Source organism: Sphingobium chungangianum, assembly GCF_977014255.1.
The window spans coordinates 34,099-45,971 of the sequence record NZ_CDRNIV010000002.1 but is presented as its reverse complement, the minus strand read 5'-3'; the positions used below and the strand labels follow the sequence as shown (position 1 = coordinate 45,971).

10 protein-coding genes are annotated in these 11,873 nt (G+C 63.8%); 5 read left to right on the top strand and 5 right to left on the bottom strand.

All coding sequences use genetic code 11. The annotated features are described in order from the left end of the window. Positions 1-54 precede the first annotated feature (54 nt). From ACWNC0_RS00420 to ACWNC0_RS00400, 5 genes are all read left to right on the top strand, one after another. A complete protein-coding gene (locus tag ACWNC0_RS00420; RefSeq protein ID WP_449468805.1) occupies positions 55-1,815 on the top strand; it encodes a TadG family pilus assembly protein in 1,761 nt (586 codons plus the stop codon). A gap of 69 nt (positions 1,816-1,884) precedes the next feature. Further along, entirely contained in the window at positions 1,885-2,064 is a 180-nt protein-coding gene (locus tag ACWNC0_RS00415; RefSeq protein WP_449468804.1) for a Flp family type IVb pilin, read from the top strand. 7 nt (positions 2,065-2,071) lie between these two features. Beyond that, positions 2,072-2,521 (top strand): TadE family protein, encoded by a 450-nt coding sequence (locus ACWNC0_RS00410; protein WP_449468803.1) that lies wholly within the window; start codon positions 2,072-2,074, stop codon positions 2,519-2,521. A 230-nt stretch (positions 2,522-2,751) separates the two neighbouring features. After that, on the top strand, positions 2,752-3,714 hold the full coding sequence (locus ACWNC0_RS00405; RefSeq protein ID WP_449468801.1) for an aldo/keto reductase: 963 nt from the start codon (positions 2,752-2,754) through the stop codon (positions 3,712-3,714). 206 nt (positions 3,715-3,920) lie between these two features. After that, positions 3,921-6,074 (top strand): oxidoreductase, encoded by a 2,154-nt coding sequence (locus ACWNC0_RS00400; RefSeq protein ID WP_449468799.1) that lies wholly within the window; start codon positions 3,921-3,923, stop codon positions 6,072-6,074. A 299-nt stretch (positions 6,075-6,373) separates the two neighbouring features. Here the strand turns inward: ACWNC0_RS00400 and ACWNC0_RS00395 are convergent, their stop codons facing one another. The 5 genes from ACWNC0_RS00395 to ACWNC0_RS00375 form a co-directional block, all read right to left on the bottom strand. Continuing rightward, positions 6,374-7,870, bottom strand: coding sequence for a flavin-containing monooxygenase (locus ACWNC0_RS00395; protein WP_449468797.1), 1,497 nt, complete (start codon positions 7,868-7,870; stop codon positions 6,374-6,376). Between the two features lie 99 nt (positions 7,871-7,969). Next, positions 7,970-9,433 (bottom strand): FAD-dependent oxidoreductase, encoded by a 1,464-nt coding sequence (locus ACWNC0_RS00390; RefSeq protein ID WP_449468796.1) that lies wholly within the window; start codon positions 9,431-9,433, stop codon positions 7,970-7,972. 31 nt (positions 9,434-9,464) lie between these two features. Next, positions 9,465-10,220 (bottom strand): SDR family NAD(P)-dependent oxidoreductase, encoded by a 756-nt coding sequence (locus ACWNC0_RS00385; protein WP_449468794.1) that lies wholly within the window; start codon positions 10,218-10,220, stop codon positions 9,465-9,467. Positions 10,221-10,242: 22 nt separating this feature from the next. Beyond that, positions 10,243-11,058 carry an SDR family NAD(P)-dependent oxidoreductase gene (locus tag ACWNC0_RS00380; protein WP_449468792.1) on the bottom strand — a complete coding sequence of 272 codons (816 nt, stop codon included), beginning with the start codon at positions 11,056-11,058 and terminating at the stop codon, positions 10,243-10,245. A gap of 5 nt (positions 11,059-11,063) precedes the next feature. After that, positions 11,064-11,855, bottom strand: coding sequence for an SDR family NAD(P)-dependent oxidoreductase (locus tag ACWNC0_RS00375; RefSeq protein ID WP_449468791.1), 792 nt, complete (start codon positions 11,853-11,855; stop codon positions 11,064-11,066). Between the last annotated feature and the right edge of the window lie 18 nt (positions 11,856-11,873).

Below are 11,873 nucleotides of genomic sequence, written 5' to 3'. Positions count from 1 at the left end.
ATCCATCGGCCAACGTCTGCCCCGCTCCGCCGATCAGGACGCCCCCACCTTCCCATGATGCTGCTCCGCCGCCTCCATCCCCTGTGGCACGACCGGCGCGCGGCCGTGGTGCCGATGGTCGCGGCATTTGGCGCCGTGCTGGTCGGGGCGATGGGCTTCGCTCTGGACGCGGGCCTCTATTATGCCGGGAGCCGCGACCTGCGCGCCGCCACGGAAAGCGCCGCCCTCGCCGCCGCCATGTATCCCGCGCAAGCAGAGGCGCGCGCACGCGACAGCCTCATCCGCAACGGCTATGATCCCGCTATCCTGCGTTCGGTGGAGCTTGGCCGCTATTGCGCCGACGCGGCCCTTTCCGCGCCCCAGCGGTTCGACGCCAGCTTCACGCGCTGCCCCGGCAATGGCCAGCCCAATGCCATCCGCATCCGCACCGGCAATCCGAGCCGTCAATTCTTCACCCGCGTCCTCGGTGGCGCCAATCCCATCCCCGAACTCGCCGCCACCGCCACCGCCGCGCGCATCGACGAAGCAGGCGTAGGCGTCAGCTCCGGCATCCTCACCGTCACCAACGCGCTGGTGAACAGCGTCAACGACCTGCTCGGCGGGCTGCTTGGTATCCAGTTGCAGTTGGGAGCCAGCGACGTCCAGACGCTTATGGGCGGCTATGTCGATGCTGGCCGCTTCTTCGACGCACTGGCTCAGCGCGTCGGCGAAACGGGCAGCTATGGCACCCTGACCAGCCGCAGCGTGGGATTGCGCGACCTGATGCTGGCGGCGGCAAGCGCCGCCGACCAACCAGCCACCGCCGCCACCCTTACCCTCGTCGCAGGCCGGGTGAGCAACAGCTACGCCGTGCCATTGCAGGGCCTGTTCGGCCTTGGCGTATGGAAGAATATGCCCGTCGGCGAGGCGGACGAGCAACCCGGCCTGCGCGCAGGGCTCAACGCCTATCAGCTTTTCGCCTTCGCCGTTCAGGCGGGCAATGGCAGCATCGACCTGTCCGACGCCATCAGCCGCCTCGCATCGGGCAGCACGATCCGCCTCGCCGCCGTGGCCACCGGCCCCATCGACAGGCCGCGCTTCTCCTTCGGACCAGCGGGCGAGACCAGCGCCAGCACATCGGCGCTACGGTTGCAGCTGAACCTTGGCCTCAACCTCAACATATTGGGGATCGGCGTCGAATCCGTCCCCTTGCTTATCGACGTCGCCGCAGCCCGAGCGGACGTCAGCGCCATAGATTGCGCCAACACGGCGGAGCAGGCGCGCGACAGCCGGGTGAGCATTCTGGCCAGCTCCGGCCTCGTCAACGCCTATATCGGCCAGGCGCCCGCCAACGCCATGAGCCGCCCGATGCCGCCGCTTTCCGCCAGCGACATAGCGCCCGCGCGGATCCTGAGCGTCCTCAACCTCATCACCGCCGACGCCCGCGCGGTCGCGCAGCCGGTGATGGGCAATAGCGGAACGCTGCTTTTCGGGCCGGGCGGTCAGGGGACGATTGGCCGCCCCGGCACGCCCGGAACACCCGCCACCATCGGCAACGGGTCGCAAACGGGGCCACTGCTAACGTCCCTCACCAACAGCCTCAGCGGCCCGAACGGCCTTCAGGTGAAGCCGCTCAACCTCTGCATCTGGCCGGTCTGCGACGCAAGCGCCACGCGGTCCCAGCTGCTCGGCGCGATCACCACCCCGCTGGCCGCGCTCATCGGCAACACCGCCGATCCACTGCTCGACAATCTGCTCGCCGCGCTCGGCATCCAGCTTGGCCATGCGACCGTATGGGTCACGGGCGCCCGGTGCGGTGTGCCGGTGCTGATTTAAAGGAGACCGGCGGCGCGATCCCCTCCACGCGCCGCCGATCATGACCGGAGGGATTTAAGGAGAATGACGATGATCATCGATGTGGCACGAAAGTTCATGAAGCGCCTGGCGCGCGACGAAAAGGGCCTCACCGCCGTGGAATATGCCGTGCTGGGCGGCGTGGTCGTAGCCGCCATCTCTGCACTACGCGGCGACTTCACCGCAGCGCTGGACGGCGCCTTCACGTCCCTGTTCAACAGCGTCACCTAAACCCCCGATGAAAGCCCATCGCAGGAGGAGCCGCGCCCCCGCGTCCCGGCTCCTCCACTGTCAGAAAGGCATCGCGGCGCTGGAATTCGCGCTCGTCACTCCAGCGCTGCTGATGCTCATCTTCGCGATCATCATCTATTCCTTCTGGTTCTCGGCCCTGCTCGGCGTCCGCCATGCCGCTGCGGAGGGCGCGCGCGCCGCGATGGCGGGGCTTTCCTCCAGCGAACGCGCCACACTGGCCCGCACCCGCGCACAGGCCGTCATCAACGGCTATGGCGCACTGCTCTCTTCGGGAGGGACAGCCGACATTCAGGCCGCGCCAGACGGCATAGGGCAGTTCAAGGTTCAGGTTAGCTACGACATGAGCGGGTCGCCGCTCATGCGCTACGCCACCTTCATCCCGCTCCCCTCGACAACGCTCGGCGCGACAGTGATCGTCACCAACGGCAGCTATTGACCGGCCCGGATGCCCGCCTTGCCGTAACAGCTACGAATATCAACAATCCCCCTTTCCTTTTCGCCGACGGCTGCGTAACTGTCCGCTCTCGCCATGACGCGCGCGCAACATTGATTGTCCGCGCGTTACGGGATGTCCGGAGCGGCGCTGAGCACTAGTTCGGATGTCCGCGGGGTAGTTTAGGGCACGCTTTTGCACCCGCAAGAGACGCCGCCATGCAGGAGTTAGCCATGCTTTCAAAGGTCACGCTCGCCAATACCGACCTCTCGGTCAGCCGTCTGTGCTACGGCACCAACATGCTCGGCTGGTCGATCGACCAGGACCGCAGCAACGCGATCCTCGACAAGTTTCTGGAACTGGGCGGCAATTTCGTCGACACCGCCCGTTCCTACGGCGACTGGATGCCCGACGCGCCCAAGGGCGCCAGCGAACGCGCCATCGGCGCCTGGCTGAAGGGCAAGAAGCGCGAAGACGTCATCGTCGCGACCAAGGGCGGCCATTTCGACATGCGCGCTGGCGACTATCGCAACCGCGTCAACGCCACCGACATCGGCAGCGACCTCAATGAGAGCCTTGAGCATCTGGGCGTCGACACCATCGACCTCTATTGGGTCCACATGGACAATCCGGAAACCCCGGTTGCCGAACTGATCGACTTCCTGAACGAAGCGAAGAATGCGGGCAAGATCCGCTATTTCGGCGCGTCGAACTGGTCCGACGCCCGCGTGCTGGAAGCCAACGAATACGCCAAGGCAAACGGCAAGGCTGGCTTCATCGCCGTCGAACCCTTCTGGGGCCTCGCCAAGCCCAATGAAGAAGCTGCCACGGCCCAGGGCTACCAGATGTATTTCGAAGATCATGGCGGCAAGCTCAAGGATGCTGGTCTCGCCATCATCCCCTATTGCTCGCAGAGCCGCGGCTACTTCGCCTTCGCTGAAAAGGGTGAAGTGCCCGAGCATCTTCAGGGCTTCTACGACAACCCGGTCAACAAGGACCGTCTGGCCGCTGCCAAGGACGTCGCCGCCAAGCATGGCGTCAGCGTTTCGGACGTAGTGCTCGCCTATCTGCTGAACCAGCCGCAGCAGGTGATCCCCATCTTCGGCGCGTCCAGCCCAGCCCGTATCGAGGAAGCCGTCAAGGCCGCCTCGCTCACCCTGTCGGCTGACGAAGTCGCGGCGCTGAAGATCGGCTGATCTTCCTAAGCTCGAAAAGAATGAAAGGGGGCGATCGGGTGATCGTCCCCCTTTTTATTGTTCATCCCGATCAAATTTGCGCGAAGCGATCAATCGGGAATAGATCGCGCAAATTCTTACGCGATCACCATTATTTTTGCCTGACTAACGACAAAGAACGCGATAAAAGGATGACGACCATACGCATGTGGCAAATCTAGGAGATCATGATGACCGCTGCCCCTGCCCTTTCACAATCACGGTCTGGCGCAGCGCCTGCATCTCTCACCACACCGGGCCAGATCGGCGCGCTGACCCTCCCCAACCGAATCATCGTCACCGCCATGGGCGTCAGCCTGGCCGAAGCAGACGGCACGGTCAGCCAGCGCCTGATCGATTATCATGTCGCGCAGGCAAAGGGCGGCGCGGGCCTGATCATCATGGGCGTCACCGGCGTCGCTTGGCCCGTGGGCGCGGTTCAGCCTAACCAGACCGCAATTTCCGACGATCGTTTCCTGCCGGGTCTCACAAAGCTGACCGAGGCCGTTCACGCCGCTGGCGGACGGATCGCGGCACAACTCCATCATGGCGGCCTCGTCGCCGGGCATAGCGCGCAGGACGGCCATCCCCTCTGGGCTCCGGCTTATCCGCCCCCCTTCGCGGGCGATTTCCCCGACTATTTCCTGCCCGAAGAGATGGCGGCATTCGCGGGCGGCGTGGTGCCGGAAATCAAGGTTCTGGAGAAGGCCGACATCGACCATGCCGTCCGCCAGTTCGCCGACGCAGCACTCCGTGCCAAGCGCGCCGGAATGGACGGCCTGGAAATCCATGGCGGCCATGGCTATCTCCTTTCCTCCTTCGTCTCCCCGTCCACCAACACGCGGCAGGATGAATATGGCGGCGACGTGGCGGGCCGCGCGCGCCTGTTGCTGGAAGTCGTGCGCGCCGTTCGCGCGGCGGTCGGTCCCGACTTCCCGATGTGGGTCAAGATGGACTCGCGCGAACTGGGCAAGAAGAACGGCATCACCATCGACCATGCCCTCGAACTGGCGCCATTGGTCGAAGCAGCGGGCGCCGACGCCCTCACCGTCACCGCCTATCATGATGTGGGTCAGGGCAAGCTCCATTCGGGTTCAAACATCCCGCACGAACCCGCCTTCAATCTGGAAGCCGCCGCCGCCATCCGGAAGGTCGTTTCCATCCCGGTGATCGCATCGGGTCGGGTGGAAATCGATCGCGGCGAAAAGGGATTGGCGCAGGGCGAATTCGACTTCCTCGCCATGGGGCGCAAGCTGCTCGCGGACCCGGACCTGCCCCGCAAGTTGGCGGAGGGCCGGATCGCCGACATCCGCCCCTGCATCTACTGCTATACCTGCGTCAGCACCGCCTATCTGCGCGAACAGGTGCGCTGCGCCGTGCGATCGGAAACCGGCTATGAGGACCTCGATTGGTCCCCGGCCAAGGTCCCCGGCCATGTCGTGATCGTGGGCGGCGGCCCCGGTGGTATGGAGGCTGCGCGCAGGCTGGACCTTGCGGGCGCCAAGGTCACGCTCATTGAAAAATCCGATCGTCTGGGCGGTACGCTGCGCTTCGCAGGTCTCGCTTATGAACCCAATGAGCGGCTGCTCAACTGGCTGCGTGACCAGCTTGGCAAGTCGAAGGTCGATGTGCGCCTGAAAACGGTGGCGACCCCGGAACTGATCGCCAGCCTGATGCCCGACAAGGTGATTGTCGCGACCGGCGCCGTGCGCGACATGCCGCCGATCCCCGGCAATGATCAGGACTTCGTGCTGTCGGGCGACGATCTGCGCGGCATGATGCTGGGCGAGGACTCCGCTGAAATCCGCCGCAAGACCAGCTGGACGACCCGCGTGGCGACGAAGCTCGGCGCGGCCACCGGCGCGACCGCCAATCTCGACCTGGTGCGCAAGGCGACCCACGCCTGGATGCCGCTCGGCAAGCGCGTCGTGATCATCGGCGGCGAACTGGTCGGCGTGGAGCTAGCCGAATTCCTGATGGAGCGCGGCCGTGAAGTCACCGTCATCGGCGAAGCCCCCAGATTCGGCGGCGGCCTGCTGCTGGTGCGCCGCATGCGCCTGCTGGCGGAACTGCGCGAACATGGCGTGGCGATGTTCCCCGGCGCGAGCGGCATCGCGATCGGCAAGAACAACGTCAGCTTCACCAATACAGACGGCGAGCAGAAGAGCGTCGCTGCCGACCATGTGGTGGTGGCCATGGGCGCCCACGGCGACTCTACCCTCGCCAATGCGCTCCGTGCGCAAGGCCATGATGTAGTGGAGGTCGGCGACGGCACCGGAGTCACCTACATCGAAGGCGCAATCCGTGGCGCGGCTGAAGCCGTAGCCGCCATGGGCCGCTGATCGGACGTTCAACGTCAAAGAAAAGGGGAGCGCCGCAACGCTCCCCTTTCCTATTTGATCTGCCCCCTCCCCCGTTCGGGCTGAGCTTGTCAAAGCCCTTCACTTCTAAAGCCCCCTTCGACTGCCTGCTCGCAGGAGCCGCTCAGGACAGGCTTCGACAGGCTCAGGGCGAGCAGTAACGTGCAGTGATTTTTAGGGCATGATCATCTTTGAGTGATCGTCACCCCGGACTTGATCCGGGGTGACGGAAGGGAGCCTTATGCATCCGCGTAAGACGATCACGCTCCAACGCAAATGTCCTACCCCCCAACCAACTCCGCCCCAGCCTCAACCCGATAATCCGCCATCACCGGCGCCGCCATGGCATCGGCAAACGCCTCATAGCTCCAAGGCCAGCTAGCCGGGACGCCGGTCGCATCCAGATACCAGCTGTTGCAGCCCGATCCGAAGATCGTGGTGCGCGCCGCCGCGATGCGCCTTTCCTCATAATCAGCATGAGCGTCAGAGCTCGGTTCAACCGTCCGCACCTCTCCGGAGCGAAGGAGATCCAGCAACTGATCGACATAGGCCCATTGCTTCTCCGCAATGTCGATCAGGGAGAAGTTGCCGACAGGCCCGGTCGGCCCATTCAGCATGAAGAAGTTCGGAAAGCCCGGTATCGTCACCGCATAATAAGCGGTCGGCCGAACGGACCACACATCGTCCAGCGAAACGCCATCCCGCCCCAGCACCGTTGTCGGCCGGATGAAGCGATCAGCATGAAAGCCCGTCGCCAGCACCAGCGTATCGAGTTCATGGAGCCGTCCATCCTCCATCCGCACACCCTTGGCTTCGACGCGCGCGATGCGGTCACGCTCCACCTCGACATTCGGGTGCTGCACGGCGTCATAATAGGACCAGCTGTAGATCAGCCGCTTGCACGCTGCCCGATAATTGGGGCGCAACTTTTCCTTCAGCTCAGGATCGCGAATGCTGTTTTCCAGATTGTCGAGGCAATATTGCTCGATCGCCGCGATCTCCGGACCATGCGTGTCCGTGATCGCGTGAGTAAAGCGGAAGATGTTGTCCCAATATTCCTTATTGTTGCGAATGTCGTCGATCAGCGCGGGATCGCGACGGAATGCTTCCTTCTCTTCCTCGCTATACTGGAAATAGGGAACAGGCATGATCCACTGCGGCGACCGCTGGAAATGCACCAGTTTCGACGCACATGTATTGAGTGCCGTGATGATCTGCACGCCGGTAGACCCATTGCCGACCACGCCCACCCGCGCGCCATCGATCGCGGCATCATCCTGCCAGCGGGCACTGTGGAAAGCCTGCCCCTCGAAACTGTCCAGACCTTCGATGTCGGGCAGCTTGGGATGGTGCAACACACCAGAAGCGGCAATCACGACTTCGGCCTCAACCTCTTCGCCGGTGATCAGCCCCAACCGCCAGAGGCCAGCGCCCTCGTCCCATACAGTGGACACGACTTCGCTGTTGAAACGAACGTGCGGCATAATGCCATATTTCTCGGCCGTCTTTTCGAAATAGGTCTGTATTTCACCGCCCTTGGCATAATAGGCGTCCCATTCCGCATAGGGCTCAAAACTATAGGTATAGGCGTGCGCTGGCACGTCGCAGGTCAGGCCCGGATAGCGGTTTTCCCGCCAGGTGCCGCCCAGCCGCCCGGCCTTTTCATAAACGGTGAAATCCTCGCCCGCCTGGCGCAGGCGGATGGCGGCAAGGATGCCCGCCATGCCCGCTCCAATAATTGCGAAACGCAGACCTTTGCGGCCCTGATCGATGGACAAGTCACTCTCCTGTCGGTTGTGTTTCTGACCATCATGATGATGCGACGGGCAGCGCCGCGCATCATGCAAATGGATCAGGTCTTGACCGACAGGCGAAGATCAGCCCCGCGCCGCCTTCCGCCCGGCCTGACGCCCGAAGAAAGTGCAGTCGGCAAGGCTGAGGCCGGAGCTATAACCATGCCCCCAGGCCGGAAGACCCGAAGTACAGCGCCCCGCCGCGAACAGGCCCGCGACCGGCGCGCCAGCGCGATCCAGCACCTCGCCATCGGTCGATGTCCGCAGTCCCCCGAGCGTGAAGAAGCTGAAATAGCTGGTGGCGAAATTCAACTCCAGCGCCACGAACGGTCCCTGATCCAGCGGCGTCAGGATCGGCGCGCGCTTATGGAACAGCGGATCGCGCCCCTCCCGCGCATGTTCATTATAGAAGGCCATGGTGGCAGACAGCGTACCCGGCGCCATCTCCAGTTCGGCTTCCACCTCTTCCCAGCTGTCGCCAGTCCCCGCGATCGTCATGCCAGCCATCGGGAGCGGCTCGTCAAAATGGGCGATGTCGAGCAACAGATAGACCCTGTCGCCCATCTGGTCGACCGCAACGCGGCTCACCCGGCCATGATAGCAATCTTCGTTGATGAAGCGCTGGCCCATCTGGTTGACGAACACGCCATAGGCCTGCGGTTCGGGCATGGTCCAGGGACAGGTGGTGAAGAACTGCTCCATATGGACGGCGTCACCGCCCGCGCTGACGCCCAGTTCGATCCCCACGCCATCATCCTGATCGCCGATCGGGCTGCTGATCTTGAACGTTTCCGGGCAATAACGGCGGCGCATATCTTCGTTGAAGGCAAAGCCGCCCGTGCAGAGGATAACGCCCTTCGCCGCACGGACGAAGCGATTGACATTATCGATGCGCACGATGACGCCCACGACCCGGCGATCGTCATCCTGCACCAGCGCCACCGCCCGCGCGTCCGTCGTCACTTCAACGCCAAGCGCCTTCGCCCGCGCTTCCAGCAGATCGACCATCGGCCGACCCCCGCCCCAACCCATATGGGCGATCACATGCCCGCGCGGCGCAGGCTTCGCCTTCTCGCAAAAGGGCCATGCCGCTTCGCTGCCCGACCAGATCAGGGTGGAATCGTCCGTCGGTTCGATATGCTTTCCGGGCAGATAATTGCCGCGATAGGGGATGCCCTGCTCCTTCAGCCAAGCATAGTGGTTGAGAGACTCCTGCGCATAAAGATCGCACTTCGCCTCGTCCGCGCACGGCCCGCCCGCCGCCTTCAGATAGGCGGCCATATCCTCCGTGCTGTCCTCGAACCCCGCCGCGCGCTGGGCATCCGTCCCACCGCTGCCGCCGATATAAATCTCACCGCCCGACAAGGCCGACGCGCCGCCACTGCCCGAACCACGTTCGAACAGCATAACCCGCGCGCCTCCCGCCGCCGCTTCGATCGCCGCGCACGCACCCGTCGCGCCAAAGCCGATCACCGCGACGTCGGTTTCGAAATCCCACCGTTCGACCTTGCTGGCGGGATAGGGGCGATGAAGCGAAATGTCGGTCACGAAAAGCTGTCCTCTCCTTATGCGATCGAGATCAGAAGGCCTTTGTCTGCCCCCCATCCACCATCAGCGTTTGGCCGGTGATATAACCTGCCGCGTCGCTTGCCAAGAATACGGCGGCCGCGCCAATATCTTTTTCGCAATCGCCAATGCGCTTCAGTGATACCTTGCTGATCTGCGTATCATAATCGGCGGGCGCCCATTCCTTCCACGCCATCACGCCCGGTGAATTGGCGAACGGGCAAATGATGTTCACCCGCACCGCCTCCGCGCCCCATTCGCTGGCGGCGATCTTGGAAATGGCGCGGATCGCTTCCTTCGCCGCGCAGTAAGACCCCTGCGTCGGGATCGCATCGAACGCCGCGCCGGTCGCGAAGTTGATGACCGACCCCTTGGCTTTAACCAGATGCGGATAGGCTTCACGCATCAACACGAAAGTCGGCCAGAAGCCGGTGTCGAAAGCAAGTTCCATGGCCTCGTCGGTCGTTTCGGCCATCGGCAACTGGCGCGAAGCCTGCGCCGCGTTCACCAGCACATCCAAACCGCCGAAATGCCCGACCGCCGCCTCGACGATCTTCGGCAACTCCGCCCGCTGCGCCAGGTCAACCGCCAGGAAATGCACATCCCCGCCCAGCGCCCGCAATTCCGCCTCGGTCGCACGGCCAAGCTCTTCCTCCCGATCGACGATCAGCACGCGGGCTCCCGCCTTGACGAAGGCCGTCGCCACACCTTTGGCCACCCCGCGCGCGCCGCCGGTTACGATCGCTGCCTTGCCTTCCAGTGCCTTCATGTCCTGCTCCGATCCGCTCTGATTATGTGAAGTAAGCCCCGCCATTCACGGTCACGATGCTGCCCGTGGCAAAGCTGCCGTCATCGCCTGCCAGAAACGCCACGGCCCCCGCGATCTCGTCGGGCTGGGCCAGACGCTTCATCAGGCTGTCCGCCGCGATCATGTCCTTCATTTCCGCGGGCAGCGTCGCATAGATCGGCGTCTCGGTTGCACCGGGATTAACCGCATTGACCCGGATGCCACGATCCGCCAGCTCCCGCGCCATCGCCCGCGTCATGCCCAGCACCGCCGCCTTGGCCGCGCAGTAAGGGATAGGCCCATCGCCCTTCACGCCAGACGTCGATCCGATGTTGACGATGCTCCCGCCAGTCCCCTGTTCCGCCATCAACCGAACCGCCGCCCGGCTGCATTTGAACGTACCGTCCAACGTCACGGCCAGCACGCCGGACCAGCCCTCATCCCCGCAATGGATTGTCTGATCGACAAAGGTCGTCGGCGCCTCGCCCCGCGCGATTTGCTCAGCCCGCTCCCCCTGCGCCGCATAATAGCGGTCCATGCCGTCCCCTGCCGCGCTACCCCGCCCGGCATTGTTGACCAGCACGTCGACGCCGCCCAGCGCCTCCTTCACCTGCGCAAAGGCCCTGTCCACTGAAGCTGTGTCCGCAACGTTGCAGGCAATCCCCACATGCGGCGCAGGCAACACCGCGCCAGCCGCCGCCGCATCCAGATCAAGTATCGCGACCGTCGCCCCTTCGGCAGCGAGGCGCCGCGCAATAGCCGCACCAATCCCCTGCGCGCCGCCGGTCACGACAGCGCGTTTTCCTTTCAGCCGTTCCATGGCGATCAATCCTCTACTTCAGGACGCCAGGCGACGCCGTTCACATGCGCACCACCATCGGCAAAGAGGGTGTTGCCACTCATATAGCCGCCGCCCTCGCTAGCGAGGAACACCGCGATCGGACCAATATCCGCTTCCGCGTCGCCAAATCGCCCGGCCGGAACCTGTTGCAGGATCGCCTGCGTCATCTCAGGATTGGCCGCGAAATAATCCTTAGCCTGCGGACTCGTCGCGGAAGGACAAATGGTGTTGCAGGTGATGCCATGCGGCCCCCACTCCACCGCCGCCGTCCGGGTCAGCGCCCGCATCGCTTCCTTGCTGGCATTATAGGCCACGGTGAACATATGCGCGTTGACGCCGTTCAGCGATCCCAGGTTGATCACGCGGCCATAGCCTTGCGCCTTCATGATCGGGAAAGCCGCCTTCATGGCCCAGAACACGGCATAATAGTTGAGGGCGAAGGATCCCTCCATATCCTCGTCGCTATGCTTCTCGATCCGCTTGGGGAAGCTGGCGCCCGCATTGTTGACCAATATATCGAGCCGCCCGAACCGCTGGTGCACGGCCTCGACCATGGCTTCCACCTCGGCGCGCTGCGTCACGTCTGTACGGATGAAAAAAGCATCAACCCCATGCATGTCGCGCAGATATTGCGCCTCTTCCTCGCCCTGATCAGCCTTGCGCTGGGCAATAGCGACATTCGCCCCGGCGGCGGCCAGCGCCCGCACGATGCCCTGACCAACACCCTGCCCACCCCCGGTGACGAGCGCCGTGCGCCCTTCCAGCAGCTTTGCCATATTACCTCTCCTTATATT

Bases quoted from the DNA above. Each gene is read 5' to 3' on its own strand.
- ACWNC0_RS00420 (WP_449468805.1), top strand. From the start codon at position 55: ATGATGCTGCTCCGCCGCCTCCATCCCCTGTGGCACGACCGGCGCGCG.
- ACWNC0_RS00380 (WP_449468792.1), bottom strand. From the start codon at position 11,058: ATGGAACGGCTGAAAGGAAAACGCGCTGTCGTGACCGGCGGCGCGCAG.
- ACWNC0_RS00405 (WP_449468801.1), top strand. From the start codon at position 2,752: ATGCTTTCAAAGGTCACGCTCGCCAATACCGACCTCTCGGTCAGCCGT.
- ACWNC0_RS00415 (WP_449468804.1), top strand. From the start codon at position 1,885: ATGATCATCGATGTGGCACGAAAGTTCATGAAGCGCCTGGCGCGCGAC.
- ACWNC0_RS00410 (WP_449468803.1), top strand. From the start codon at position 2,072: ATGAAAGCCCATCGCAGGAGGAGCCGCGCCCCCGCGTCCCGGCTCCTC.
- ACWNC0_RS00385 (WP_449468794.1), bottom strand. From the start codon at position 10,220: ATGAAGGCACTGGAAGGCAAGGCAGCGATCGTAACCGGCGGCGCGCGC.
- ACWNC0_RS00400 (WP_449468799.1), top strand. From the start codon at position 3,921: ATGATGACCGCTGCCCCTGCCCTTTCACAATCACGGTCTGGCGCAGCG.
- ACWNC0_RS00375 (WP_449468791.1), bottom strand. From the start codon at position 11,855: ATGGCAAAGCTGCTGGAAGGGCGCACGGCGCTCGTCACCGGGGGTGGG.